Here is a 26,034-nt window from a genome sequence, read left to right on the forward strand (position 1 = left end):
CGGCCAGCTGTTGGAGCCGTCGGAGCCTGCGGCGCTGCCCCGCCCTCACCGTGTCGCCCCCGAGTCGATGGACAGCGGCTTGACGGCGACGCCGGCGTACGCGGCGGACGAGGCCGACGGCGCACTCCGGCCGCTGTGCTCGTCGTGGTGCTGTGCGGTCGGTACCAGCCGTAGTGGGCCGCCGTCGAGGTCGGTCCAGTCACCGAACAGGGCGGCGATTAAGGAACGCGGCCGTGGCCGGTACGGGATGTCCGCTTGCCGCAGGACCCGCTCGGCCCCGGTCAGCCACCCTCCGGCGACCTCTGGGCTGGCGTGCGTGATGGACAGAACGCTGCCCACCGGAAGCCACCGCCGAAGGCAGGCCATGGCCTCCTGGACCCGCTCGTCGTTGGCCGCCCAGGGCAGCACGTCGTGGACGAACACGCCGACGGGATGGTCGAGAGACAGGTGCCCTTGGTCCTGGACGGCGTCCAGGAGGTTGGCCGTGTCGAGGATGTCCCCGCTCAGCACTGCCGGGCCGGGCGCTCCGGCGCGGGCCGTACGGATGGCCCGGCTGTGCGCGACCGCTCCGCGGTCGACATCGACGTGCACGATCCTGGCGAGGGGATTCGCCTCGTGCACGATCTCGTCGATCTCCGTGCGTAATGCGGGCTCGCTGATGTGCCCGAGCAGCGGATATCCGCACCCGAGGTCGAGGAACTGACCGATGCCCCGGTCGACCAGCTCGCGTGCGATCAGCTGTCCGTGTTCGCGGTTGATGGCCGCCGCGTCCGCCTGCCGGGGGAACACCTTCACCACCCGCTTCGCCATCTTCAGGTCGGCGGGGTAGGCGTCGCGGCCACCGTCCTGCCACACCGTCGCGACACGGGCCGCGCGCGGTCGGTTCAGCCACTCCCGGGCTTCCACCGGGAGCAACTCGGTGTCCGGGAAGTCTGCGGATCCTGTCGGGTTCACGAGGTGGCCTCCGCAACGGCAACAGGGACGTAGTGACCCGGCCCGTAGGCACCCTGCTCCTCGTAGCGGAGGATCCCCTCGGCTGTGAGGAACCGGAGCGCGCGTTGCACGTGGTGCGGGAGCAGACCGAACTCTTCGCCCAGTAGCCCGGTAGGCAGAGCCTGCCCCGGCCGGTAGTGGCCGGTGCGGATCCGGTCTCGGACGGCACCGTGAAGGGCCCGGTCGCGGGGGTGCGGTTCCCGCGTGCGCAGCCGGACCGGCCGGTTCCCCGTGTGCAGCGCGATCTCGCCCAGGCTGTCCAGCCGCAGCAGTCCCTGGTGCACGTGCTTCTCTGGCAGCCGCAAGGCCCGGGCCAGTTGCTTGGTGCTCGGAATAGAAGCACCCGGTGGGCACGCAGTGGTGATGTGCTGGTGCACGATGACGCAGGCACGGTCCAGGACTCGCATGCTCTCGGGCCTCGTGGCAGCGGAGCCTACGCCGGTCATGCCGAGACCGCCGGATACGTGGCAGGGGCAAGCCCTCTGGACCACTGTCCGGCCCGCCCCGTGGGCGCGGGGGAGTACGAGGGCGTTCGGGCTGCGGCCAGCGCCGAGGCCGCTCTGGACGAAGCCTGGTTCAGGGCCTCGTCGGCGACCTCCTCGGTCATCCAGGCCAGACGGCGCAGGAGGCCGATGTCCTGGGTGTCGAGGCGCAGCCGGTCGCGGACCTCGTGCAAGAGGATGCGTGCTCGCGACCGGGTCTGTTCGGTGAGCCCAGTTTGGATGTGGCGGGAGGCCCGGTCCGTCAGCGAGCCGAGGTGTACGGCCAGGCTGGAGGTCAGCGGCCGGACGTCGGGCGCGCCCACGGCATCGTCGAGGACGTGGTTGAGTGCGTCCCAGAGGCCGCTTTCCTCGCTCGTGATGTCCTCGTGCCGCGAGACCGCGAGGGCGCGCAACAAACGCCAGGCCACCTCCTCCGCTTCGGGAGGAGTGGGCGGGACACCGGCAGGAACGCCCGCCCCCGGCCATGAAGGCGGATCGGGTAAGCAGACCTGCGGTGTGGGGATCGGTAGCGACGGGCCCACGGAAAACTCCTCGGACAGGGAAAGGGATATCGGGGGTGTCGGCGCCGGACGGGTGAGCCCGCTGGCTACCAGGGCCGGCTCGGGGCACGGTGCGAAGGCGCGTGCGGGCGCACGATCTCGTGCCGGGTCTCGACCACCTGTGGGGTGTGGCCGCGCAGGATCACGCGTTTCACGGAGCCGTCGTAGCCCCGGGAGAACATGTTGGTGATCTCGTACGCCGTGCCGCCGAGGACCAGCCAGTCGCCAACCCTGATCTCCCGAGGCGAGGCCGCCCAGACGTCACCCGGCGGCGCATTGCCTACCGTGCGGGTGAACAAGGGGTCGTGTGCCGGGTCCGGCTCGTAGTCCTCAGGTCCGGTCCAGAAGGCGTCATCGTCGTAGTCGGTCAGCGTCATGAGTGATCGGTCCTGGCGAGTGCGAGCGGGCGAGGGCTTTCGCCGGGTGCTGCGGAGGCAGGCTGTCCGGCGATCAGCAGGTCCAGATGCGGCTTGAGCTCCGGCGGACGCTGCAGCAGGTGACGGCCACCTTCCTGGCGCACCTCCTGCCAGCCCCACGTCCCCGAGATGTGGGCCGCCAGGCGGCCATCGGGGATGCTGCAGCGCAGCCATACCGGTGGCCGAGGAGTGCGGGCGAAGTGGTCGGCGAGCCAGAGCGAAACCAGGCGCCCCGCGTTGCGGTGGGTGGGGTCGGTGTAGAGCACGAACAGGCAGACGCTGCGCTCCTGCCGCTCGGCGGCGCTCCACCCGGGGCCCGGCGATGTGGGATCCAGCTCCCACATCGCCACGAGCCCCTCGTCCTCGAACAGGCCGTGCAGCTTCGGGTGGTCCCCTGTGCGCAGCGGCAGGATCAAGGCGTAGTCCTGCTTATGGTCGACCGGCCGCCCGCAGTCGGCCTCGCGCGACCAGCGCCGGGCCAGCAAGCGGCTCGCGTGCGGGAAGTCGACGGGGGTCAGGGCGCGCACGCAGTAGGGGGCGATCACCATGTGACCTCGACGCCCGCGCCGCCTACAGCTGCTTCCCCCGCCGCGGCGTCCTGGCCAATCCGGGGCACAATTAGATGCTGTGCGCGCGCGACGAAGGCGTACGAGCTGTACAACGGTGCTCGGCCGCCGACGGCGTGGAGCCCGCCCAACGGAACAGCGGTGATGCCCGGGTCGTCCACGTCCCAGCTCCGGACCAGGGCGAGTAACTGCTTCAGGCTCCGGGGCCGGTAAAGGATGCCCGCATTCCGGTAGAGGCCGACGAGGACGGGCGTGGACTCCGGATGGCTGTCGGCGGCCGAGTGGACGACGGACAGCACGCTGCCAGCAGGCAGCCAGTTCCGCAGGCTCTCCAGCAGATGCTCGGCCTTCCCGTCGTTGATCCAAGGCAGGACCTCATGCAGCAGCACGGCGATCGGTCGTGCGCGGTCCAGACGGGCGATGGCCGGCTGGTCGAGCAGGTGAGCAGTCCGGGTGATGTCGGCGTGCAGGTCCAGCTCGCGTGGAGTCTCTGCGAGCCACGTGCGGACGTGCGCCTGAACCATCGGGTCCCGGTCGACGTAGACGACGGTGGCCTCCGGCTGGTGGCGCTGGGCTGCGTCGTGCGTGTTGCGTCCGTGGCGCTGCGGCAGGCCGCACCCGAGATCAAGGAACTGAGTGATCCCCTGTGCCGCGAGGCGTGCGACGGTCTCCTGCCCGTGGGCGCGGGCCGAGGCCGCGGCCCGGTCCAGCCACGGCGCCGCGGCGAGCAGGGGCCGGCCCAGGGCGCGGTCCGCCGAGTAGTTGTCCGTACCGCCGGTGATGAAGTCGCACACACGCGCTTCGGACGGCGTGCACAGGTCGAGCTTCGGTAACTCGGGCTCGCTCTCCGATGCCGGGGTGCGTGCCGACGGGGTCTGCACAGGCTGGTCGGCCGACGGTGTGCGGTCCGGCAGGAACGGTTCCACGGCCACGGTCTCGCTCGGTCCGGCGGTGTCGTGGCTCGTCAGAAGGTACGCGCTGACGACCTTCCCCTTCCCGTCGGGTCTGGGGGAGGCGCTCCAGTAGGCGGACAGCTTCGTGACGATGGACAGCCCGCGGCCGTCCTCCGCCAGGGCGCCGGCGAGAGTGACCTTCGGAATCGGGGGCGCAGGATCGGGGTCCGCGACCTGGGTGATCAATGCTTCCCCGGGGATCAGAGTGAGGGCCACCGTGCATCCGCTCGCTGCGGAGTCCGGCGTGGTGTGCGTGACGGCGTTGGTGACCAGCTCGCTGCAGACCAGGGTGGCGGAGTCTTCCAGGTCCGGACGGCCCCACTGGGCCAGTTGGTCCGCGACGAAGTCCCGTGCGGTCTTTACGGATTCCGGGCGGCTGGGCAGCGTCATGCAGGCCGAGAGGGCGGTGGGGGAGGCCAGTGCTTCGAGCAGGTCGCCGCGCGTGATCTGGTGGGGGTTCATCGCTTCACCTCGTTCCTCTTCCGCAGTCGTGGACGCTCATGCCGGAGCGTTCTGCTGGATGCGGAGGATGGCTGAACTGCGGCCAGGAGAGTGGCCCTTGGGGCTACCGTTACGCTCAGCGAACCGCGTTTCACCCGGCGTGGGTATCCCATGGGCTGCGCGGTGCTGCGTAAAGCGCGTAAAGATCGTTTCGTGGACGGGAGTATCCGGTGCCGCGTGAGCGCAACACCTTGCTGGAGGGCCTGCTGCAGCAACTGGGCTGGTCGCAGGCCACCACCGCCCGCCATCTGCAGCGCGTGGCGGCCGAGGTCGGGGCCGACGACTTGAAGGCCGTGTCGGCCTCGCACGTCAACCAGTGGGTCCGCGGATCGCACCCGGCGCCGCCGGCGACCCGTATCTTGTGCGAAGCGCTGTCGCGAGGACTGAACAGCCGAGGGATCCACCGGGTCGTCACGGCTGCCGACATCGGGCTCAAGGACCCCGATGGACAAGCAGGTTCGGCCCGAAGGGACAGCGACCCAATCGCACAGCTTGTCGATCTCGGGGGGACCGACTTGGACCCGGAGCGCCGCCGCACCCTCAAGGGCGCAGCCTTCTCCCTCGCGGGGATGTTCCTGCCATCCGACCGCTGGTGGCAGGACACTGTCACTGCCTCTCAGGCACGGAAGCCGTCGGCCGGGTGGCAGGTCGGCCCGGACGACGTGGCCGCCGTACGGGAAATGACACAACTGCTCTCCCAGCGCGAACAGCGCCGCGGGGGCGGCGACGGCCGATCCGCCCTCGTGGCCTACCTCCGCACCGACGTCGCCGGCTATCTCGGCGGCCGATTCCCCGACCAGCACACGCGCGCGCAGATGTTCACGGCCGCCGGCGAACTCGCCTACCTGGCAGGCTGGACAGCGTTCGACTCCTCCGAGCACGCCCTCGCCCAGAAGTGGCTCGACGTCGCCCTTCGGCTGTCCGCCGAAGCCGACGACGCCCCACTGGCCGGACACATCCTCCGCGCCCAAGCCCATCAGACCCTCGACCTCGGCCACCCCGCCCAGGCCCTCCAACTGGCTGAGAACTCCGTCGCCCACCGCCGATACACCGATGCGAGCCCCCGCGAACGCTCCCTCCTCGGAGTCGTACATGCCCGCAGCCTGGCGGCTGCCGGCCACAAGCAGCAGGCCATCGCGGCCCTCCTGCGGGCCGAGGACGACCTGCGCCACGCTGAGCGCGGAGACGACGAGCCCGCCCGGGTCTTCTTCTTCTCCGAGGCATCCCTCGCCCACGAGACAGCCCGCACCCTGCAGGTCCTCGGAGACCTCCCCGGAGCCGAGCGCGAGTTCCAGCGCAGCGTCCGCACCCGCCGCGCCCAGCCCTTCGCCCGCACCCACGCGGTCACCCTCGGCCTCTTGGGCGCGGTGCAGATACAGCGAGGAGCCGTCGACCAGGCCTGCGCCACCTGGTCCCAGGCCCTGGACACCATGCAGGGAGTCCAGTCTGGCCGGGCGCTGGACACCGTGGTCCAGATGCGCCGGTCCCTGTCCCCGTACCGGGGGCGCGGAGGGACGGCGCTGGCGCATCTGGACGACCGCGCTCGTGCGGTGATCGGCCGGGTACGCTGACCGCGCCATCACACCATTGGCCCGTACCGGGGAGGCCCGCAGGCCGCACCGGTAGTCGCAGGGGAGGATTGCGTGCACGACCCGATCACGCTGGAAGCCATCGGCCATGTCGTCGGCGGCCACGAGAAGCCGGCCGACGACTACCAGGGCGGAGTCGAATCGATCATCCGCCTCCGCCCGGACTTCCCGCTGGACACCCTGCAAGGCCTCGACGAGTTCTCCCACCTGATCGTCACCTGGCACTTCCACCTGGGCTCCGACGCCGATCTCCACCTCGGAGCCCGCAGCCCCCGCAACAACCCGGACTGGGAGCCCACCGGCACCTTCGTGCACCGAAACCACAGGCGCCCCAACCGCATGGCGACGTCCTTTCCCCGGCTGCTCAAAGTCGACGGCAGGGACCTGCACGTCACCGACCTCGACGCTGTGAACGGAACCCCGATCTACGATCTTGGTCCCTACTTCGAGCAGATGGGGCCCCGAGGCCCCGTCACAGCCCCGGCTTGGCCAGCGGTGATGCTGGCGAACTACTGGGACCCCGCGGCCAAACGACCTGAGTAGGACCTGACGTCGGGATTGCTGGAAAGGGCCCGCTTTGTCTGCTGGGCATCCCGGGGTCCCGTTTTGGTTCGTGTGCAATGTCAGCCTCGGCAAGTCGGCGGTCGGGACACCTCCGTGGCAGGTGCTCCTGAGGCCGGCGACACAGGGGGCAGTGCTGGCAGGCAGGTGCATTGCGCCGTCGGGAGGCGGGCGAAGTCGGAGTGTTTCGCCTTGGGGTTGCCTGAACGAGGGCCTAACCGGAGCCAAACGCGGTCTTTTCGCGTCCAACCCATGTCTATTCGCTCTGGCGGCGTCATTTCTGCCGAAGTGATCTACGTTTAGTCGCTGTTGAGATCTAGCGTGGAGGCCGAGAAGGCGCCGAAGCGAGGAGCGGCCATGAGCCCATTAGGACCGACGCTCTTCCAGACCCTTATCAACCAGCGGGGCTGGCAGGACTACCAGGTGTTCAAGAAGCGGTACGAGCAGGCAGCCAAGCAGTTGGCGGAGGTCGAGGAGGACCCGTCGATCGCGACCGCCACCATCGAGAAGCGGCAGTTCTTCAGATGGGCACACGGTGAGGTCCGTACTCCGCAGACCGCGGCTCGACGGGTCCTGGAATTTATGTTTCCCGGCATCCCGGCATCTCGTCTTCTCGAACCCGCGTCTTCCGGGCCGGAAGCGTCACCGCCTGTCCTGGGGGCGGAGCGGCGCAGTTCAGGGGAATCATTCGAGCATGGCCTTGAGGACGTGGTGACCGCCGCAGCTAACGAGTCGGCGCGATTCGCGGCCCGGGCGGAGAGCAGCAACGTGGGACCGCACACGATGGAGCAGCTGGAAGCCGACATCCGTCGGATAGTCGACACGTACCCCAATCGACCGGTAGGACCCGTGTTTCGAGAGGTCCGCGCCCTGCGCGACCACGCCTTCGAACTCTTGGAGGGTCGCCAGCCACCGCAGTACACCCGCGACCTCTACTTCTGCGCCGGCGTCCTGTGCGGAGTGCTTGCGAACGCCAGCTTCGACCTTGGACGCTACGACGCCGCCGACACCCAAGCGCGTACGGCGTTCCTCCTCGGCGAGCTTGCCGGCCACAACGGCCTCCGGGTGTGGGTACGCGGACTCCAGGCGCTGATCTCGTACTGGGATGGTCGGCCGGCGGAAGCCGTACGGCTTGCGGAGTCGGGGGCGGCGTACACGCCGGAGTCCGGCACCGCGCTCATCCGGCTTGAGAGCATCAAGGCACGTGCATACGGACAGTTGGGCCGCGGGAGCGAGGCCCTTGCGACCCTCGCTGGTGCTGAACACCTCCGCGAAGGAGTTGCGGCCGAGGATGATATGCCCGGCGGCATGATGGCCTTCCCCGTGGAGAAACAGCTCTTCTACGCCAGCAGCACCCACCTCTGGCTGGCGGGACCCCAGCACCTGGCGGCCGCGGAGGCCCGGGCCGACGAGGCCGTGGAGATCTTCCAGGCAGCGCAGTCCGGACGACAGCGGCTCGGTGAGATGTCCCTCGCCCGCATGGACCTGGCGATGGCCCGTCTGGGCCGAGGCGACCTCGACGGCGCCGCGGATCAGATCCACACCGTCCTCGAGACCAACGCACGCCGTCGAACGGAGAGCGTGGACCGACGGATCGGGCACTTCAGCCGACAGCTCGCCGTCCACCCCGGAGCTGGTGCCCCTGTTGCGATCGGCCTTCGGGAATCGATCATTGCTCACCAGGAACGCCCCATTGCCGAACTTCCACCAGGAGGCAGCTCGTGACCACCGTAACCGTCTTGCACCCAGGCTCCATGGGCGCAGCCGTCGCCGCCCAGGCCGCGGCGGCGGGTCACGAGGTGCTCTGGGTACCTGAAGGCCGCAGCGAAGCCACGCGGGAACGGGCATTTGAAGCAGGAGTAACGGCGGTGGACACACTCGCTGAAGCGCTGGAGCGCAGCGTTGTGGTCCTTTCCGTGTGCCCACCACAGGCGGCCGAGGACGTGGCAGCGGAGGTTGCCGGCCACAACTACTCCGGGGTCTACGTGGACGCCAACGCCATCAATCCACAGCGCATGCAGCACATCGCAGAGGCGATCCGCCCGGGCGCGGCCGTACTCGATGGCGCCATCTTCGGACCGCCACCGGGCGGTCGGAGGACGGCACGCCTCTACCTCGCCGGCGACGAACAGGCTGTCGGCCTAGTGGAGGGCCTCTTCAAGGACAGCCACCTCCAGCCGCGGCGCGCGAGCGGCGGCATCGGGTCCGCCTCCGCGTTGAAGATGGCGTTCGCTAGCTACCAGAAGGCAGCTCGGACCCTCGCGGGCGTCGCTCACGCCCTTGCCGCCGCGCACGGAGTTGGGGCGGAGCTGACCGCTGAGGCAGAGGTGATGGCGTCGAACATCCTCTCCGACCCGGACTACCTTCCGAGCGTGGCGGCACGGGCCTGGCGCTGGGCGCCTGAGATGCAGGACATTGCCGAAACCCTCCGGGCGGCCAGCCTTCCAATGGACATGGCCGAGGCCGCTGCTGCCGTGTTGTCCCGCTGGGAGCAAGACAAGGATCAATACGACCTGCCCGTTCCAGCCGTCCTGACTCACTTGCGTGGTGAGGGCGCGAAGGTGGGGAGCTAAGGTGAGCGACGCCCGCCCCAGCGAGACCATGCGCGACCTCGGCGTCATCCAGGCGGACGCCCCGATCCTCCGCCAGCCGACCCGCCCCTTCGCCCTTCCCGCCGAGCGCGATGTCGCCGAGCAGGTCCTCGACCAGCTGTTCGCGGCGGCCGTCCGGATCGCTGAGGTCCACCCCTTCGCCAAAGGGATGGGGATCGCGGCCCCGCAGATCGGCATCGACCGGGCCGCCGCCATCGTGCAGCCGGCCGAAGCAGGCGCCGCCCCAATCACCCTGCTCAACCCGCGCATCATCAGCCGTTCCGACGAGACGGACGAGCAGTTCGAAGGGTGCTTGTCGTTCTTCGACGTTCGAGGGCTCGTCCCCCGGCCCCTGGCCATCACCGTTGAGCAGACCGGCCTCGACGGCAGCACCACGGTCTGCACGTACCGCCAAGGCATGGCGCGACTCATCCACCATGAGATCGATCATCTGGACGGTCATCTCTACGAAGACCGGATGCGCGACGGCGTCACCCCCATCTCGGTCGAGGAGTACCGCCAGACAGGAACCGTGTGGAGCTACTGAGTCCGCGGGCGATCACGCGGGAGAGCCCAGGCGCTCGCCCTCGCCGATGGTGTCGAAGCCGCGCAGGAGGGGTTCCAGCTCGTGGGCTATCTCCCATCCTTAAGGACTGCGGTAGCGAGATCCCAGCGCGCGACCCCGGCCCGGAGGCGCCGTCCGAGGGTTAGCAGCCGTGCCCCGAACAGCTCGTGAGCCCGGACCCGTTGGTCCGGGCTCGCTCGCGTATCTGCGGGGGGCATCGACGCGATGCTGGGTTCAACGGCGGCCTGCCGTCGCCGGCTACGGCGCGGTGGGTGGTCGTCGGTCGTGTCATGCGACAGTGAGTCCGAGGCGGCGGGTCAGTTCGTCTACGGCAGCCTGGTCCTGGTCGGACAGGTTCGCGCGGAGGCCCAGGGAGATGCCCACGTCAGGGTCGTCGAGCGTGGGGGTCATCACGGCGGCACCGACGAACGGGGTGGTGTCGGGCAGCAGCATCTCCAGGCGCCGCGCCCAGACCTTCGGCGAGCGGATATACGCGGAGCCAGTGCGGGCCGCGTCGACCAGGAGGATCGTCGGCATGGACTCGGCCTGCCGGACCTTCTGCTCGTCCTGCAGGACGAGCCGCACCTGGTCCTCCACGTCCGCCAGGTGGGGGCCCGGCTCGCTGCCCCAGAAGGCGTTCGTGACGGTGACCAGCGAGCCCCTCGGCAGATCGTGCCCCTGGTAGATCCCGATCTTAAGTAGAAGGCGCGTGCGGGCTGACCAGGGCTGGTCTATCTCCTTCACCGCGGTGCCCAGGCTACCGTTGCGCACCCGCTGAACGGTCTCGGCGATTACCTCGGCCCGCTTGTCGGGCTTGATGGTGAGCGGCTGAGAGTCGGGTATGAGGTGTACGAGGACCGGGGGGTCGATGTCGGCGAGGGCGGCCTTGAGTTCGTCGTGCAGGTCTCGCAGGCCGTCCAGGCGGCGGGCCTTGACCTCGATGCCCAGGTTCATCTCGCGGAGCACCAGGTCTGGATCGGTGGCGCCGTTGCGCCGGCCGAAGTCGAAGGGAATCCCGGCACGCGCGAGTTTGGCGCCGGCGACGAGTTCGGCCCGCACAATCATCAGGTCATCGTTGAAGGTGCGGGCGTTGCGGAAGTCGCGGCGTACGGTGGCAAGACGCTCGGGCTGCGCCCTCTCCAGGGCCTCGATGATGCTCTCGAAGGCCGTGACGGTGGTGGAGGCGAAGCTATCTGCGGGGTTGTTCCCTGTGGCCTCGGTGATCAGGTCGGCCAGCGGGTGATCCTGCGGGGTCTTGTCCATCCAGCCCTGCAGGAAGGGGAATGACGTACTCACGTGAGGTCCTTGAGGGTTGGCCGGGCGGGGAATGCGGTCAGGCCCGCGGCACCGCCAGCCTACGCGCGGCGGGCAACGGGCTGCACGGGGATTCCGCGAGCTTCCTCCAGAACGCTCGCTCCACGCGTGGACGCTCCAGCCGCCCTTCCCGTCCGGGATCTCGGCGCCCTTGCTCCGCTGGGAGAGCCGGGCCCGCCGGACTGCCCGGGCCCGTGCACCCTCACGGTAGGTGGGCACCCTAGCGGCCACCGACCTGGGCATCCAGTAGGGGTAGCCGTATCTGCACTTGGCGCACTGATCGGCCAGCGAGCAGGTGAAGTACCCGCGGCCCGGCGCTTTGCGGGGCAGCTCGGGCAGCACGACGCTCGCCCACTACGTCGGCCGTAAGCCGGTGCCCTGCAGACCGTTCAGGAACGCGGCGTCGCGCTGGCCGTTGCGGCCGCGCCACCGCTGATCCACCCGGTCGTCCAGGCCGCGGCCGCGTACCCGCAAGCCCAGCGCCGGATCGCCGCCGGATCGAGCCACTTCACGTTCTACTGCCGCCTACCTCGGCTGTACTGCAGCTCGTCGAACGGGTCTACCACCTGATCACGCTTCCCCACCCAGCGGTAGAACTTCTTGCAGCCCGCCACGTTCCGGAAGAACAACGACGTTCGAACGGTCCGATCGTTCCTCGGGTCGGTCAGCCGCCAGAACTGGAACTCCGCAGCGTCTTCCTCAGTCGCCTCCCACCAACCTCGGCCCAGGACCAGCAGGAAGTTGAGCCACAAGACCAGCGATTACGCGTAGTCACGGTGGGTCAGGTCGGACAGATTCCTCATCGCCGGTGACGCGAAGAACGCGTTCACCCGCAGATCCGGCGCCCCGTCCGGGCCCAGGAGAATCCGCTGCCCGTGCCGCCCGCCGAGCCCCTCCACACACGACCGCAGATCAGGCGCCGTGGACAAATGCTCAGGCAGCGCGGTCGAGGCCGCGTTCCAAGTCGTACCGATACGTGCCGACCAACTGGGTTGGCGACCATATGGCTCTCTTCAGCAACAAGCACCCGCCCACTACAACAGCTTCGCGGCTACAGAACCTGCGCGGTACCGCACAGCGCACACAGGCGGGTACCCGGCGAAGTCTTCGTTGCTGCAAGCCCATCGAGGTCGGATGGTTCGCCGTAAATTTCAAACGGTCATGCAAAGGGTCACCTATGGTGCCGAGATGATGTCCGTCCGGTTCATGAAGGAAGCCGACATTGCAGCTGTCTCGGCAATACGTGTGGCCGGTTGGCAGGCGGCGTACACCGGCATGGTGCCTCAGCCCTACCTGGACGGGATGAGGGTCGAGAAGGATGCCGAGCGGTGCCGGAGACGTTTTGCGCTGTCGGGCGGGCAGGTGATGGATCTTGTAGCGGTTGATGATCATTCAGAAGTTGTGGGGTGGGCTTGCCACGGGCCCTACCGTGGTGCGGAGGCGGACCATGCTCTGGGTGAGCTTTATGCTCTCTACGTCCAGCCTTCGCTCATCGGGACAGGAGTTGGCCGCACACTGCTCAACGCTGTGAACACCCATGCTGCGGCTCGTGGTTTCGACACGTTGCTCTTGTGGGTCTTTCGCGACAACTTTCGGGCGCGGCGCTTCTATGAACTGGCGGGCTACTCCACTGATGGCGCCGTTCAAGTCGACGAATACGGCGGAGCATTGCTGTCCGAAGTCCGCTACCGGTTCACGGTGTCGGACGCGATCTGAGCTAGGTGATTCTGGGTGGACGGATTTGGTCGGGTAGGACGCGCTGGCCATCGTGGTGCTCAGGCGACGTCGCCGAGGTAGCCGGTTGCATAGTCCGCGCTGGCGACTGAAGCTCCGCTACAAGCCTCGCCGCTTCTCTGCGGGCGGGGTTCAGGAGGGGGTCCTCCACATACGCGTGGGGGCCCGCGATCTTCGCGCAGAAGAACAGCGCCATTAGCTTGCCGTCCCGGCTTTCCAGGTCCCGACGTCGTTCGTGGACTACCCGCCTGGACAGGGCTGGGACGGCAAGCGCATTGCCCCACAGGGTCGCGGAATCCAGCCCTCGAGGCGCCATCCCCCAGTCCTCCCAGTCGATCACGCAGAACTCGGGCCCCATCACGTTCGCCCACGTCAGGTCCGCGTGTGCCGGCACCCAGTCGCTCACGGTCGTGTCGGTGACCTCAGGGAAGACGGCACTGATCGTCGAGGTGACCACGTCCTGCGTGATCATCACGGTGTCGGGCGTGGCAATGCGGGGAGTACGGTGCGCGGCGAGGGCATCGAGCGAGGCGTTCAACGACACCCACCACGAATCCTGCAAACTGGGGTCGTCGAGCACCAGAGCGCCCTTCCCAACGGGCGCGGCTGTGATCAGCTCCAGCTCGTCAGCGCGCCACATCACCGGCTGTTCCCGCTCACGCCAGGCAAACCCCCGATACCACTGCGGCATGATCACGTCCCGCAGGACCACCGCGGCCTCGATACCGTTCCAACCCTGCTCGCTGATCCTGTCGAACCCGCGACGCTCGATCCGTACCCAGGTACCGTGATCGGTCTGTCCCCCGATGGTGCGGCGCTTACGCACCACCGTGTTCCGCTCCAGCCGCACCCCCAAGGCCTGGTCCACACGTTCGAGCACATCGTCAATCGGCTGAACTCTCAGATCCACATCAGCCGCAGCGGGCAGAGACGATGCCATGAGACCTCCTTGAGGGCGAACGCGACGGTAGCAAGAAATCTCCTACCGTCACCTCGCACTGCCACCTGCACCGGAGTCCAAGCAAGAGGTTGACGCCGGCCAACTCGGCCGCAATGTGTTGCGTGTCGTACCTGGCCTCGGCGAGGGCGTCCTTCGGCCACGTCGTGCGCCATTGCCGTGATTGCGTTGCGGGAGACTTGCGAGGTCCATATTCTCGTGGGCAACGCGTCGACGGAGACGAGTAGCCACGGACCACGCGAGCAGAGAGAGCCGCCGGCAGCTGTGAAGGCGGACTCGCACCCGTGGTGAAGACCCTCCCGAGCGCGGGGAGGAACGGCCCCCGGGCCCAATGCCCCGCCGGTTTGCCCCCGTCATCGGGCTGAACGAGGCCGCCGCTGCCTAGCGGTGGCAAAGGCGTGGTGGCACCGCGAGTACCCTTCTCGCCCACGCCCCCAAGGGATCATGACGACGCCCCTGGAGGGCTGCGATGATCCACACCACCAGCCGCGTTCTGGCTTCTGACCTACGCGCACACCTCGGCCAGACCGTCACCGTCTCGGGCTGGGCGAACGCACTAAGGCTGCAACGCAAGATGCAGTTCGTCATCCTGCGGGACCACTCCGGAATGGTCCAGGTGACCCACAAGCGCGACGGCGGACCGCTCGAAGCCATCCTCGAATCGCTCACCCCCGAATCCGCCCTCCGGATCACCGGCCACGTCGTGGACGCGGCCCAGGTCAAGCTGGGCGGCCTGGAGATCGTCCCCGTAACGGTCGAGGTGCTGAACCTGGCGGAGACGCCCCTGCCGATCGACGAGAACACCGGCCCCGAGCACCGCCTCGACTGGCGCTTCCTCGACGTACGCAAGCGAACCACCGCGCAGCTCGTGTTCACCGCGCAGACGACCCTGGAGCAGGGACTGCGCGAGTACGCCATGCAGAACGGCTGCACGGAGATGCACACGCCGAAGCTGATGGGCACCGCCTCGGAGTCCGGCGCGGAGGTGTTCAAGCTTGGGTACTTCGACCGCTCGGCCTACCTCGCGCAGTCGCCGCAGTTCTACAAGCAGATGGCGGTGGCCGCCGGCATCGACCGCGTCTTCGAGATCGGTCCCGTCTTCCGCGCAGAGCCGTCGTTCACCTCCCGGCACGCGACCGAGTTCACCGGCGTGGACGTCGAGCTGTCGTGGATCGACGAGGTCGAGGACGTGATGGCGTTCGAGGAGCAGATGCTCGCCCACGCCATCGCGAAGGTCGCCGAGGTCCACGATGAGGCGATCCGGGAGGTCTTCGGCGTCGAGGTCGTCGTGCCGGAGGCTCCGTTCCCCAGGATCACGATGGCCGAGGCACGGGACATCCTGCGGGCCGGAGGCTGGGACCCGGAAGGGCTGAAGGAGGACCTGGACCCGGAGGGTGAGCGGGCCATCGCCGCCCACATGAAGAAGCTCACGGGCCACGAGTTCGTGTTCATTACGCACTACCCGGCCAGCATCCGGCCCTTCTACCACATGCGTCCGGCGGACCGACCGGACCTGACGCTCAGCTTCGACCTGCTCTGGAAGGGCCTGGAGATCACCACCGGGGCCCAGCGTGAGCACCGCTCCGACGTGCTGCTCAAGCAGGCCGAGGAGAAGAGTATGAACACCGAGCCGATGCGGGACTACATGAACATCTTCCGCTTCGGGTGCCCGCCGCACGGTGGCCTCGGCGCAGGCCTGGGCCGGATCCTGATGGTCATGCTCGGCCTGGACTCGATCCGCGAGGCCGCGTTCCTGTTCCGCGGCCCGAACCGCCTCACCCCCTGAGCGCAGGGGTACCACATGCTGCTGTCCCTCCGCCGGCCTGGTGGTGGGACAGCAGGGATGGCTCAGTGCCAGGCGTCACCGGGCTGGCGCCGCTGGTCGATGTCGTGCTGCGATGTCGTACCACGCGATCCTGCACCGGGAGCCCGAGTTCGTGGGCCTGGCCGCCCGGACCAGGCACGCAACCCAACATGCATGGCAGCCCCCACTACGATTCCAGTGCTTGAATGGGATGTCGTCTTTGACTGAGCAAGGAGAAGCGCTGTGCCCCTGGTGTCCGTCGTGATGCCTGTGTACAACTCGGCAGCGACGCTCGGCGCAGCGGTTCGGTCGGTGCTCTCGCAGACCCACAGCGACCTGGAGCTGCTGGTCACCGACGACAAGTCTTCTGATGGCTCCTTGGACCTGCTCATGGAGTTCGCCCGGCAGGACGAGCGCGTCAAGCCGGAGTCGGCACCGGACCAGGGGGGTGCCGGCCGGGCACGCAACCTCGCTATCGAGCGGGCCCGGGGGGATTACGTCGCCTTTCTCGACAGCGACGACCTGTGGCTCCCGAAGAAGACTGAGCGGCAGATCGAGTTCGCTGCTACGGGCGATGCGCCCTTGCCGTTCACCTCCTACTACAAGATGGACGCCGACTACGACGGCGAGAGCGCCGACTTCATCCCGAACGGACGGGTGGTCCGCGCGCGGGAACACGTGGACTACCGCGCGATGCTGGTGCGGGACTACATCGGCGCTCTGACCGCCATGTACGACCGCAATGTCCTGGGCACGAGGCTGATGCCGGAGATGCGGAAGCGGCAGGACTACGCCCTGTGGCTGTCGATCATGCGGGATGGCGCTGACGCCCGGGGCCTGGCCGAGCCGCTTGCGGTGTACAGGTCCCATCAGGCGGGTTCACTGTCCTCCAACAAGCTCTCGCTGGTCCCGTACAACTGGGAGCTGTACCGCCAGCATGAGGGGCTGTCGGTCCCCCGGGCGACGCGGGCGCTGACCGGTGCGGTGTGGCAGTCGCTGCGCAACTCGCGGATCTAGGCCCTTCCTCTACGTCGTCGTTTGCGCTGCCGTGCCCGTGACCTCATCGGTGCCCATCCCTCATCCTGAACAAGCTGGTTCTGCCCACGGCCGCTGGCCCCCTGGAGGCGTGCCAGACCGGAGCACCTCCCATGGTGATGGTCCAGCCCAACGCGTTGTCGCGCGACAGCTCCCCAACCATGAACTCCGCCGCCAGGGTACGCAGGAAGTGCATGAAGCTCGGTTCGTTCCGGAACTCGGATGCGAGTGGGTACATCAGTACCGGGATTCGCCCATGCCCGGTCCAGGTCGAGTTGGAGTAGTCGATGGCCTGGGCTATCAGCTTCGCCGGATCACTGCTCGGCTGCTTCACCTCCAGCCCGAAGACCACATCGGTCTTCTTCCAGCCTGTCGTGTCACGCGGAGTCAGGAGAAGGTCCAAGCGGACAGTCTTCCCGTGAATGGACTTACCTGAGACCTGACGATGAATCATGAAATAGGGGGAGAGCTGTCGGACGAGCCAGTCGACTAAGTCGGCCTCTCGCTCGAACCGTGGTACATCGTCTGTCACCTGGGCGCCGCCCCGGCAGTTTGTGATCCCTGGATGGGTGTCCGCTGACTGGGGGCAGTGCTGCCAGCTGTACCGGTACTGATTCCTGTCGTCGTAGTCGACAGAACAGCTACACGGACCGAGGAGACTGTCGCACTCTTGCAGGGACCCATAGACGGCCTTTTTCATGTGCGAGACGGGATAGTCGGCGACGATCCTTCCATCCCATAAAAATGCCGAACAGGTGTGCATCAGCTGTACGTAAGACGCGGTCGGTCCCGAGGTCGTCGCTGGACCGTACCCCATGTAGATCATGGATCTTGTCCCATCGGGGTGTCCTAGGACCAGAGTCCTTTCCATGCCTGCGTAGTCGATGATCTCGGACAGGTCCCGCTCCTCCATCTGCGGCGACACCCTGACAACTCGCAGCCCGGAGGGAGCAAGAGCGACAGCCGGGGGCGCGTCGGTGGGCCAGAAGTCCTTGACTCTGTCCGGCCTGGCCGTGGCCGAGTGAGAGCCGTGGCACCACATCGTCTCGGCCGAGACAAAGTGCTTGACCGGCTCGGGAGCCTCCCCAAACCCCTGGACACAGGCTGTGCATGACAACGAACCGGATCTATACCGTACGCTTCTGGAACGGCACGTCTCGCAGTTCTGCAGCGGCGTCCCGTCTGATTGCACGGGGTAGACCGAGAAGCCGTAGGTCGTCACGATGTACTCCGCGAGATCCTTTCCGCGAAGGCTGTCGACGTTCACGTCTGCCACATTCCCCCCAGGGTGCCTGGCTTGTGGTGATTGCCTGCATACGCGTGATCAACATGTCCGCCCTTGCGTCCGATCACCGCCCCGTTGGCAGATCGTTGACGCTTTCCACAATCTGCTCTCCCAGGTGACTTCGATGGCAAGGCCGTTGGCAACCCTCGCACGTGGGTACGACAGCGCGCTCGGGGCGTGCCTGAGGTCGCACTCTGCTCTCAAGAGTCGGCCCAGTCGATGCCGAATTCGGCGCGTGCTGGTCGGGGGCTGGGCGATTGCAGCGGGTTTTGACGTTGCCGATCGAGATTCTGGTGCGGTGCTCCGCCCGGCAGCTGCTGGACGGCGGCACGGCCGAGCGGGCTGCCTTCCGCCGCGGAGGGGAGCCTCTCGTGGCAGTTGCCGGCTGGCAAGGTCGAACCAGGGGAACAGCGGGAGGAAGCTGCTGTACCGCTGACAGCGCGGTGGGTCGGTTCATCCACAGGGCGTCGCCGAAGATTGTGTTGCCGCTGTGGAGCGTGTGAAGGCGGTGCTGCCGCGCTATCCGAGGAAGGGGTAGGTGCCGGCGAGGTAGTCGCCGATCTGCTGGCGCATGCTGGGGTGGATGTCGTACTGGTCGAGGTCGGCAGGCTGAACGAAGCGGACACCGTCGGCTTCGTCGTTGATCGTGGGCGTACCGCCGATGGGGCGGCCGATGTATGTGTTCTCGTACTGCTGCCGGATCTCGCCGTCGGTGTAGGCGACGATGTGTTTCGGGTTGGTATAGACACCGAGGAAGCCGGTGATCTCGGCCACGATGCCGGTCTCCTCCAGACACTCGCGTACCGCGCATTGGGCGGCCGTCTCGCCGATATCCTGGGCTCCGCCGGGCAGGGCCCACTGGCCGGTGTCGCGGCGGCGCTGGAAGAGGATGGCGCCATTGTCGTCGACGACAAGCAGGTTGCTGGCGGGGATGAGGGTGTTCGCCTTGGGTGCGGCGGGGTCGTTGTAGTATTCAGTCCTGCCCATATGCGGCGGTCCCCTCCTGGTCAGGAATCCGTGGCCGTGCGGCGGCCAGACGCTTCCAAGCCTTGAGCGTAGTCCTCGAACCACCCTTGTGCCGTCATACCTCTTGAGTGAGCTCCGTGAGATGTCTTCCAAGGAGACAGGCGCTAGCGGATTCTGTCCACGAGTGACCGTCGGGCGCGCCCTGGCTTACAACCCCTAACGAAATGATCTTTGGGCTGGTTGGATGGCCGTGAGGACGTGGATCTGGGGGTGCGGGGTGGCTCGGCGGAAGCCGTGGGAAGTGGACGATGAACTCTGGGCGGTGATCGAACCGCTCCTGCCGCGGGTGGAGCGTCGGACTCGTCATCCTGGTCGGAGGCGACATCCGGACAGGCTGGTGTTCCAGGGCATCCTGTTCGTTCTGCACACCGGGATCTCGTGGGAACACCTCCCGCAGGAACTGGGGTTCGGATCGGGCATGACCTGCTGGCGGCGTCTGGCGGAGTGGTCCGATGCCGGCGTCTGGCCTCGGCTGCACGAGAGCCTTCTGGCCCGGCTCCGCGGGGCCGACGCCCTGGACTTCTCGCGGGCCGTGGTCGACGGCTCCCACATACGCGCGTTAAAGGGGGCTCCAAAACAGGGCGAAGCCCCGTTGACCGGGGCAGGAATGGCAGCAAGCACCACCTGATCACCGACGCCACAGGCATTCCGCTTGCCGCCACTCTCACGGGTGGGAACCGCAACGACGTCACGCAGTTCATCCCTCTGCTCCAGGCCGTCCCGCCGGTCCGCGGTAAGCGCGGCCGGCCCCGCCGACGCCCCGACACGGTGCTCGGAGATCGCGGCTACGACCACGACAAGTACCGGCGCCTGTCCTGGGCCCTGGGCGTGAAACCCGTCATCGCGCGACGCGGTGTCCCACACGGATCCGGCCTCGGCACCGACCGCTGGGTCGTCGAGCGCACCTTCGCCCACCTCCACTGGTTCCGCCGCCTGCGGATCCGCTGGGAAGTACGCGACGACATCCACGAAGCCTTCCTCAGCCTCGCGTGCTCACTCATCTGCTGGCGACGCCTGAAGTCATTGCGATAGCAGTCTTAGAGGGGCCAGCCTCCCGGCTGACATGCCTTGTGCAGGACCTCGTTCGTCCTGCATACCTGGAGCCCTACCGCCAGAGCTGGGTTTCGGTGTCGGCATGACCTGTTGGCGGCGTCTGGTGACGTGAAAAGAAACCGGCAGGGTGCAGCTGAAGCAACTGTGGATCGCGGAAAAGTTGCACCGATCGACTCCCTCCCGCTGCCGGGCCGCTCGTGGCCCAAGCCACAGCCCGATCGACCGGGCAGCAAACATCACCTGATCGTCGACGGCCATGGCATTTCGCTCGCGATAACGCTGACCAGTCGACTGCTGCGAAAGATCGCACCGCTCGGCAGCCTGGTTTGTCGGAGACTCGCAGAACACCCCACATAAGGAAAATGCCCACCCCGCAGCCTTCTGCAAAACGATCTGGGTCGGTAGCGGGCAGCGCGAGTGAGAACGCCGATCGGTAGTTCGCTGCGGGCAGATGGACCTTAATGTCGAGAACTCTGGATAGGTGGCGTCGCGCATGTCAAAGTACTACATCTTGCAGTTCTGCCGTTTGCTGGCGCCCTTTGTCTCCGATCAGCCCATGACCTACGGAGGAAACTCTTGCCCAACTCCCACCCCAAGAACTACACCGTTACCTCCGGCGAGGATTGTGAAGGGAACGTCCTGTCAGTGACGGTGACGAGCATGGTCCGGCGAGACGAACTTACTGTGTTCGGGCCAACTGTAGGGCTGCGTGTCAGTCTGGAAATTGCTGCCGCTAGCACAGGGGAACCCGTAACCTACTTCCTATCGCGCTTGGAGGGTGAGCGAGTGTGGGCCGTCGACGCGAAGTTCGGCCCTGACGGCTATCCGTACTATGTGCACGCCTTTGGCGAGAGGATCTCCGCCGTGCGCACGGTTATAAAAGCGGTGGCACACATTCTCGACGACCTCGCTCGCGTCCAGGGCCTGGTTGAAAACATCGGAGAGCAGGTGCCGTTGGTTCTCGCCGCCCACTCTCCGAGCTCTGCCAACACCAATCCTGGCGCCTCCGAGTAGGCCGCCAGCATGGCCGACCCGGAGGCGCTTGGAACCGTTAGCCTTCGGCGGTGAGGTGCGCCAAAATCTCCCGCGCACACTGATCGGCGTTCCGGACGATTTGGCCACCCCAGAATGACAAGACGGTCCAGCCGGCAGCACGCATGGCATCCCGCTTGGTCTTGTCGGACGCTTGGCGTTCGGGAGTGTGGTGGTGCTTCCAGCCGTCACAGAAGACGGCGACCTTCTGCTCCGGCCAGGCAAAGTCGGCGATGGTGACCGGGCGAGGCGTGCCATCGGTGGATCCACGGTCACCCCATGAGTGCTGGGCCACGCCGCGCGGAGCTCCAATCGTCATGAGTGCGATGGCGAGGCGCCGCTCGATGGCGGAGCGAGGACGGCCATGAAAGGCATCGGCGTAGCTGGGCACCCGACGTCCTTCGACCTCCGGCGCTTTGATGAAGCGGCGCAGGAAGTCGGCGGCGATGCGGCGGTCGAGCAGGTCCTCTTCGAGCTGGTTTCCGTAAGAGCGCAGACAGGCGTAGCAAGAGCGCTCGCAGGAGCAGTCGTCGAGGACCGGGACCAGAGCGGCGGCGACTTCACCGAAGCGGGCGGCGAGTTGGCGAAGATAGCCAGCGCCGCCGGGGACCTCTTCGTACAGGACGGCGAGGCGGAAAGTGGCGTCTTCGCTTTCCGGGTCGGGTCGGGGCCAGTCGAAGCCAGCCACTTCGTCGTCGCCAGCCTGCAGGATGACCCGGCAGCCCAGGTCCAGGGCGGCGCGGGTGCTGGACAGGAATTCCTCGAGGTTGTCCGGGCGGATATCCAGTGCTTCCAGGTCGGGGAGGACCTGCAGGCAGTCCACGCGCCGTTCGACCTGGAGGATGCTGGGAACGAGCTGGTGGTTGGTGCAGATCGTGTCATGGAACTTCTGGCGGTCCCGCTGCGCGCGAGTGGGGGTCGGACCAGGGATGGCGTCGAACCACAGCCCGCAGCTGGTACACACGATGAACCGTTCGCTATTGCTCTGGTTCCTGACGATGCGGCCCCGGTTGAGGATGGTCAGCTCTGCGCCGCGCTCCCACTGAAGGACCAGTCCGTCGCGCTCGAACAGGTACGTCTCGGAGGTGTTGGGGGCTCCGAGGTGGTGGGTGACCTCAAATGGGGAACGCGAGCGGTGTTCTTCATCGGCCGAGATCCGCTGGCGACGTGAGGCGCGCATGGCACGCATCGGGACACTGTGCTGCGGGGTCATGTCGTCGCTGTCGCAGGACAGGCAGTGAGCGCTGGTGGAGTCGTTGACGGTGTCGCAGCGGTTGCACAGGTTGATGGAGTCCAGTGCGCCAACCCCGTCGGAGTTGACGAGGTTGGCCCGACGGAAGTCGACTTGGTCGACGAGCCACTTGTCGCCGCGGGCGTAGACGAGCTGGCCGGGGGCGTAGTCCTTGAGAGCCTGGACGGAGTCCTGGGACAGCTCGGCCGTCTCGCGCTGCAGGGAGAGCGTGGTGGTGTCGGTGGGGAAGGCGTAGGAGGGCAGGAATCCGACATTGCTGAGATAGGAGAGCACATAGGCGCGGATACGGTCACCACTGCGCATGGCTTCCAGGCTGGCGCTGATACTGCTGACGGCGCGGGAGGCTTCCTTGTTGCCCGGCTTGCTCGTTGCCTGGGTCCATTCCTCCAGCAGGCTCTTTTGCCGGAGGCGGTAGGACTCAACGGCTTCGTCGAGGTCGGTGATCCAGTTGTCGACTACCGCGCGGGCCCAGTCTTCGGTGAGCCAGGGAAGGTCATCAGGAGCCAGGCCGAGGCGGAAGGCCGCATGAATCTGGGCCGAGATGCGATCCCGCCCGTCAGCAAGGGCGGCCTTGACCTCGTCGATGCCGTGCAGCTGTCCGTCTGCGTCTTCGGTGACCAGGCCACGCATCCACTGGGGGAGGTTTTGGCCACAGAGTTCGAGGGCCATGGCGCGGGCGTGGCGCTGGAGGACGCGCTGGTTATCCAGCAGGAACGCCGGCGGGCGGATGGCGCCGCGGATCATCTCCACTGGACGGGCGTAGTAGTAGCTGTCGTGCGGCATGCCGCCGGCGAAGGTGACGATCAGCGCGACCCGCTCCTCGCGGCGGCCGGCGCGGCCAGCGCGCTGGGCGTAGTTGCTCGGGCGCGGCGGCACGTTGCGCAAGATGACGGCGAGAAGCTGGCCGAGGTCCACGCCCAGTTCCAGCGTCATCGTGCACACCAGCAGGTTGAGGTCGCCGTTCTTGAACCGTTCCTCTATGTCTTCCCGGTTCTCGAGCGGTACCTGGCCGGAGTGTTCCTCGGCCTTGACGATGAGGGGGGCCTCGCTGGCGGCCAGCAGCCGCTCGTGGTCGTCCGGGTCGCCCTGCCAGGCCGCCATGGTGCCCTTGCAGTTGAAGGTGGCGCATTTGTTCTGCGGTGAGGTGCCGGGCTGTACGGCACGGCACGCGCCACACCGGTACATCGTCTCGGAAGCAGGCCGCACCTCCATGGCCTGAGGCGGGACCTGGCGCAGCTGAATGCGGGACCTGCCGGTGCCGACCTGGGTGCTGGCCAGGAGATTGTGTTCGGCCAGGAGGTCTACGGCCTTGCGCACGCCGCGCTCGCGAGCGTCGGAATTCGTTACCAGTGGGAACGCCGTCTTCACCAGGCGGGCGGCCGCGCCCCGGTAGCTCAAGGCCAACGGGTTGGCTCCGGCCACCGTGACGGTGGTCTCTCCGTAGCCGGTGACGGTGTGGCCCATGCCCATGGTCGCGCCGGCGTCGATGAGCTCGGATTCCGTCTTCGCGTCCAGACGCTTGTTGAGCAGGTCGTGGCCGAGTCCGCCGCGGGTGCGGACCAAGTCGAGCATGCGTGCCAGCAGCCACCGGGCCGCCGCCGCGTCCCCGCCGAGGATGTCGGTGATCGGCTTGAGCGCTTCTTCGCTGAGAGCCTCCAGACCCGGGTAGCCGATCGTGATCAGACCCAGGCGCTCCAGGGTCGGGGGACGCCGCTCATCGCTGGCGAACTCACCCAGCAGGTCCCATTCACAAACGCGCAGGGCGCGCCGACGGGCGTCCTGGCCTGCCGGATCGTCGTAGAGCCCAGATACCTGACCGCGCCGGAAGACATCCTCGACAAGGCTGTTGAAACTCGCGGCGGGATCCCCGGCACGCACACGGTCGGTGACGCTGTCCACGACGAGGTGGCGCACCTGCACAGCGCGGGCGCGATCGCGCAAGTAGCCAGCCTGGAACGCGGTGTCCTGCCGCGAGTCGGCGAAGATCAGAAGCCGGCGCAGCATCTCGTCGTCGCTCTGTGCCGCCAGCCCGGTATGCAGGCTGAACGCGGCGGCGGTGACGGCCGCGGCAGTGCGGGCGGTGAACTCCTGAACGGCGCCGTGCGACGAGCGCTGGTAGCCGCAGACCAGACAGCGTGTCAGTGGACGGTCGGGCTCGGGAACCGCGACGACAACCTCGCGGGTGGCGGTGCCGCAGCCCAGGCAGGTCGTGCCGTTGGCGTCCTTGCCACAGCGCGTGCACCGGCGCGCCGGGTACCAGTTCCTGTTGCCCGTCCGCGGCACCTCCAAAGGCTCCTCGGCCGTCAGGCGGCGAGCAACGTAACGGGTGACCGGGCCGTGGGGGTCGTCGCGTTCCAGGTCGTAGTCCTGGCCGCAGCCCAGGCATACGCCCAGCGACATGGTGGCCTGTGCGCCGCACTCTGGGTGCGGACAGGTCGTTGCACCGTCCAGCAGCAGGTGCTCGGCCTTGCCGACGCAGCGTACGGGGGTGGGCAAGCTGCGCAGGAACAGGTGGACCTTGGCCTCCAGGACGGGCGGGCCGTCCGGCGTATGGGTGTCGGCGCCCAGCAGCAGCCATCCGGCGACCTCATCCTCCAAGGCATCCCGGTCGGCATCGGCGCGCCGCGGAAGGCTCGCCAGGGTGTCCACAAGTTCGGCAACGGTGCTGGGGTGGGCCAGGTGTGCGCGTAGCAGGTCCAGCACCGGGCTGGCCTGCGGGTCACCCAGCACGGCCCGCAGACTCTGGGTGTCCCCGCCGTCAGCCAGGGCGCGGCGCAGCAGATCGCGGTCGGGGGCCGGGCCGATCGCGCTGTGGTCCGGCTCCGGCTGCGGGATGGCCGTCTCCTCGACGATGGCATCCACGTCGAACGGAGCGGCGAACAAGCTGCTGGCGAACTCCGCGGTGCGCTGCAGATCCACGTCGTGGTCGCCCCCGGCGCTCACGGTCGCGGACAGCCCCACGCACACCAGGCCGTCATCATCGACGTGGCCGCGCAGGCGCCGCACCAGGCCGGCGATCTCGGTACCCAGCGCCCCCTGGTAGGTGTGGATCTCGTCCAGGATCAGATGGCGCAGCATGCCGTTGCGGAACAACTCCCGGTCATCTCGGCGGGTGAGGATGTACTCCAGCATCGAGTAGTTGGTGAGCAGGATGTCCGGCGGCGTCTCCTGCATCCGCGTCCGTTCGTGCTGCGGAGTGGCCCCCGTGTACACGCCATAGGTCAGGCCGAGCTTCTCGCAGGCGGCCTGCACGCGGTCCTCCTGGTCGTTGACCAAGGCGTTCATCGGGTACAGGGCGATTGCCTTGACCCCTGGCCGGTGCCGGTTGTCGAAGGCATGCGCGATGACCGGGATCAGGAAGGACTCGGTCTTACCCGAGCCGGTACCCGTGGCCACCAGGGTGTTCAGGCCCTGGCGGATCCGAGTGATCGCCGTGACCTGGTGCCTGAACAAACGCTCCACCCGCGGAAACGCTTCGGTGATCTCCGTCGGCAGGCCGACGCTGGCAGCGAGCTCGGCGAGCGTCGCTTCCAGCTGGTAGCGCGGCTGCACAGACAGATAAGGGCCGTTCCACAGCAGGGAATCCTCATCCACCATCCGCTCCAGACGGGAGCGCAAGCCCGGATCGGCAATCGGGTAGGTGGTCCAGGTGAACCGCCGGTAGTCCTCGCGCAACCGGTCAGCCAGCTCCAGCGGGTTCATCCCGTACTCCTCCTACGCCCGTCTTCGATCATCTAGGTGCGTGCGCGGGCCTCCAGTGTGTT

At 67.4% G+C, this 26,034-nt stretch carries 21 protein-coding genes; 10 read left to right on the forward strand and 11 right to left on the reverse strand.

The window, feature by feature from the left end; all coding sequences use genetic code 11:
- Window positions 1-45: 45 nt before the first annotated feature.
- The 6 genes from ACIQCH_RS03370 to ACIQCH_RS03395 all read right to left on the reverse strand — a co-directional run bounded on the left by ACIQCH_RS03370 (window position 46) and on the right by ACIQCH_RS03395 (window position 4,432).
- Entirely contained in the window at window positions 46-954 is a 909-nt protein-coding gene (locus ACIQCH_RS03370) for an SAM-dependent methyltransferase (protein WP_402577413.1), read from the reverse strand.
- Window positions 951-1,400 carry a GntR family transcriptional regulator gene (locus tag ACIQCH_RS03375; protein WP_402577415.1) on the reverse strand — a complete coding sequence of 150 codons (450 nt, stop codon included), beginning with the start codon at window positions 1,398-1,400 and terminating at the stop codon, window positions 951-953. The genes ACIQCH_RS03370 and ACIQCH_RS03375 overlap by 4 nt, the downstream gene beginning before the upstream one ends.
- 35 nt (window positions 1,401-1,435) lie before the next feature.
- A complete protein-coding gene (locus tag ACIQCH_RS03380) occupies window positions 1,436-1,903 on the reverse strand; it encodes a hypothetical protein (protein WP_402577417.1) in 468 nt (155 codons plus the stop codon).
- 179 nt (window positions 1,904-2,082) lie between these two features.
- On the reverse strand, window positions 2,083-2,412 hold the full coding sequence (locus tag ACIQCH_RS03385; RefSeq protein ID WP_402577419.1) for a hypothetical protein: 330 nt from the start codon (window positions 2,410-2,412) through the stop codon (window positions 2,083-2,085).
- Window positions 2,409-2,999 carry a hypothetical protein gene (locus ACIQCH_RS03390; RefSeq protein ID WP_402577421.1) on the reverse strand — a complete coding sequence of 197 codons (591 nt, stop codon included), beginning with the start codon at window positions 2,997-2,999 and terminating at the stop codon, window positions 2,409-2,411. The genes ACIQCH_RS03385 and ACIQCH_RS03390 overlap by 4 nt, the downstream gene beginning before the upstream one ends.
- A complete protein-coding gene (locus tag ACIQCH_RS03395) occupies window positions 2,993-4,432 on the reverse strand; it encodes an SAM-dependent methyltransferase (RefSeq protein WP_402577423.1) in 1,440 nt (479 codons plus the stop codon). The genes ACIQCH_RS03390 and ACIQCH_RS03395 overlap by 7 nt, the downstream gene beginning before the upstream one ends.
- Before the next feature lie 209 nt (window positions 4,433-4,641).
- Between ACIQCH_RS03395 and ACIQCH_RS03400 the strand changes: the two genes are divergently transcribed.
- From ACIQCH_RS03400 to ACIQCH_RS03420, 5 genes are all read left to right on the forward strand, one after another.
- Window positions 4,642-6,042 carry a Tat pathway signal protein gene (locus ACIQCH_RS03400; protein ID WP_402577425.1) on the forward strand — a complete coding sequence of 467 codons (1,401 nt, stop codon included), beginning with the start codon at window positions 4,642-4,644 and terminating at the stop codon, window positions 6,040-6,042.
- 72 nt (window positions 6,043-6,114) lie between these two features.
- Window positions 6,115-6,603: an SAM-dependent methyltransferase gene (locus ACIQCH_RS03405; protein WP_402577427.1), complete on the forward strand. Its 489-nt coding sequence runs from the start codon at window positions 6,115-6,117 to the stop codon at window positions 6,601-6,603.
- A 375-nt stretch (window positions 6,604-6,978) separates the two neighbouring features.
- Window positions 6,979-8,346 (forward strand): hypothetical protein, encoded by a 1,368-nt coding sequence (locus ACIQCH_RS03410; RefSeq protein ID WP_402577429.1) that lies wholly within the window; start codon window positions 6,979-6,981, stop codon window positions 8,344-8,346.
- Window positions 8,343-9,194 (forward strand): DUF1932 domain-containing protein, encoded by an 852-nt coding sequence (locus ACIQCH_RS03415; protein ID WP_402577431.1) that lies wholly within the window; start codon window positions 8,343-8,345, stop codon window positions 9,192-9,194. Before ACIQCH_RS03410 ends, ACIQCH_RS03415 begins: the two co-directional genes overlap by 4 nt.
- A 1-nt stretch (window position 9,195) precedes the next feature.
- Window positions 9,196-9,759 carry a peptide deformylase gene (locus tag ACIQCH_RS03420; protein ID WP_402577433.1) on the forward strand — a complete coding sequence of 188 codons (564 nt, stop codon included), beginning with the start codon at window positions 9,196-9,198 and terminating at the stop codon, window positions 9,757-9,759.
- Between the two features lie 306 nt (window positions 9,760-10,065).
- On the opposite strand, the gene ACIQCH_RS03425 is transcribed toward ACIQCH_RS03420, so the two are convergent.
- Complete coding sequence (locus ACIQCH_RS03425; RefSeq protein WP_402577435.1) at window positions 10,066-11,073, reverse strand: hypothetical protein; 1,008 nt, start codon at window positions 11,071-11,073, stop codon at window positions 10,066-10,068.
- Window positions 11,074-12,297: 1,224 nt separating this feature from the next.
- Between ACIQCH_RS03425 and ACIQCH_RS03430 the strand changes: the two genes are divergently transcribed.
- Complete coding sequence (locus ACIQCH_RS03430) at window positions 12,298-12,807, forward strand: GNAT family N-acetyltransferase (RefSeq protein ID WP_402577437.1); 510 nt, start codon at window positions 12,298-12,300, stop codon at window positions 12,805-12,807.
- 1 nt (window position 12,808) lies between these two features.
- Here the strand turns inward: ACIQCH_RS03430 and ACIQCH_RS03435 are convergent, their stop codons facing one another.
- Window positions 12,809-13,765: a hypothetical protein gene (locus tag ACIQCH_RS03435; protein WP_402577439.1), complete on the reverse strand. Its 957-nt coding sequence runs from the start codon at window positions 13,763-13,765 to the stop codon at window positions 12,809-12,811.
- A 487-nt stretch (window positions 13,766-14,252) separates the two neighbouring features.
- On the opposite strand from ACIQCH_RS03435, the gene aspS reads away from it, so the two are divergent.
- Together aspS and ACIQCH_RS03445 are read left to right on the forward strand one after the other, a co-directional pair.
- Complete coding sequence (gene aspS / locus ACIQCH_RS03440; protein ID WP_402577441.1) at window positions 14,253-15,569, forward strand: aspartate--tRNA(Asn) ligase; 1,317 nt, start codon at window positions 14,253-14,255, stop codon at window positions 15,567-15,569.
- A 261-nt stretch (window positions 15,570-15,830) separates the two neighbouring features.
- Entirely contained in the window at window positions 15,831-16,604 is a 774-nt protein-coding gene (locus ACIQCH_RS03445) for a glycosyltransferase family 2 protein (protein ID WP_402577443.1), read from the forward strand.
- Between the two features lie 43 nt (window positions 16,605-16,647).
- On the opposite strand, the gene ACIQCH_RS03450 is transcribed toward ACIQCH_RS03445, so the two are convergent.
- Complete coding sequence (locus ACIQCH_RS03450) at window positions 16,648-17,889, reverse strand: hypothetical protein (protein WP_402577445.1); 1,242 nt, start codon at window positions 17,887-17,889, stop codon at window positions 16,648-16,650.
- Window positions 17,890-18,426: 537 nt separating this feature from the next.
- Complete coding sequence (locus ACIQCH_RS03455; RefSeq protein ID WP_402577447.1) at window positions 18,427-18,894, reverse strand: NUDIX hydrolase; 468 nt, start codon at window positions 18,892-18,894, stop codon at window positions 18,427-18,429.
- 223 nt (window positions 18,895-19,117) lie between these two features.
- Between ACIQCH_RS03455 and ACIQCH_RS03460 the strand changes: the two genes are divergently transcribed.
- Both ACIQCH_RS03460 and ACIQCH_RS03465 read left to right on the forward strand, forming a co-directional pair.
- Window positions 19,118-19,965 (forward strand): IS5 family transposase gene (locus ACIQCH_RS03460; protein ID WP_402577449.1). Its coding sequence is split into 2 segments (ribosomal slippage): window positions 19,118-19,477 and window positions 19,480-19,965, totalling 846 coding nucleotides; the frame shifts between segments, so codons are not numbered across the junction.
- Window positions 19,966-20,562: 597 nt separating this feature from the next.
- Window positions 20,563-21,000, forward strand: a complete 438-nt coding sequence (locus tag ACIQCH_RS03465; protein WP_402577451.1) for a hypothetical protein — start codon at window positions 20,563-20,565, stop codon at window positions 20,998-21,000.
- Between the two features lie 37 nt (window positions 21,001-21,037).
- On the opposite strand, the gene ACIQCH_RS03470 is transcribed toward ACIQCH_RS03465, so the two are convergent.
- Window positions 21,038-25,972 carry a DEAD/DEAH box helicase gene (locus tag ACIQCH_RS03470; RefSeq protein WP_402577453.1) on the reverse strand — a complete coding sequence of 1,645 codons (4,935 nt, stop codon included), beginning with the start codon at window positions 25,970-25,972 and terminating at the stop codon, window positions 21,038-21,040.
- Window positions 25,973-26,034 lie beyond the last annotated feature (62 nt).

Origin of the sequence: Streptomyces sp. NPDC093225 (assembly GCF_044753805.1) — a bacterium.
Taxonomy (GTDB): Bacteria; Actinomycetota; Actinomycetes; order Streptomycetales; family Streptomycetaceae; genus Streptomyces.

Coding starts and splice junctions, on each gene's coding strand:
- ACIQCH_RS03435 (WP_402577439.1), bottom strand. CDS start 13,765: ATGGCATCGTCTCTGCCCGCTGCGGCTGATGTGGATCTGAGAGTTCAG.
- ACIQCH_RS03470 (WP_402577453.1), bottom strand. CDS start 25,972: ATGAACCCGCTGGAGCTGGCTGACCGGTTGCGCGAGGACTACCGGCGG.
- ACIQCH_RS03410 (WP_402577429.1), top strand. CDS start 6,979: ATGAGCCCATTAGGACCGACGCTCTTCCAGACCCTTATCAACCAGCGG.
- ACIQCH_RS03385 (WP_402577419.1), bottom strand. CDS start 2,412: ATGACGCTGACCGACTACGACGATGACGCCTTCTGGACCGGACCTGAG.
- ACIQCH_RS03430 (WP_402577437.1), top strand. CDS start 12,298: ATGAAGGAAGCCGACATTGCAGCTGTCTCGGCAATACGTGTGGCCGGT.
- ACIQCH_RS03375 (WP_402577415.1), bottom strand. CDS start 1,400: ATGCGAGTCCTGGACCGTGCCTGCGTCATCGTGCACCAGCACATCACC.
- ACIQCH_RS03455 (WP_402577447.1), bottom strand. CDS start 18,894: ATGGGCAGGACTGAATACTACAACGACCCCGCCGCACCCAAGGCGAAC.
- aspS (WP_402577441.1), top strand. CDS start 14,253: ATGATCCACACCACCAGCCGCGTTCTGGCTTCTGACCTACGCGCACAC.
- ACIQCH_RS03390 (WP_402577421.1), bottom strand. CDS start 2,999: ATGGTGATCGCCCCCTACTGCGTGCGCGCCCTGACCCCCGTCGACTTC.
- ACIQCH_RS03395 (WP_402577423.1), bottom strand. CDS start 4,432: ATGAACCCCCACCAGATCACGCGCGGCGACCTGCTCGAAGCACTGGCC.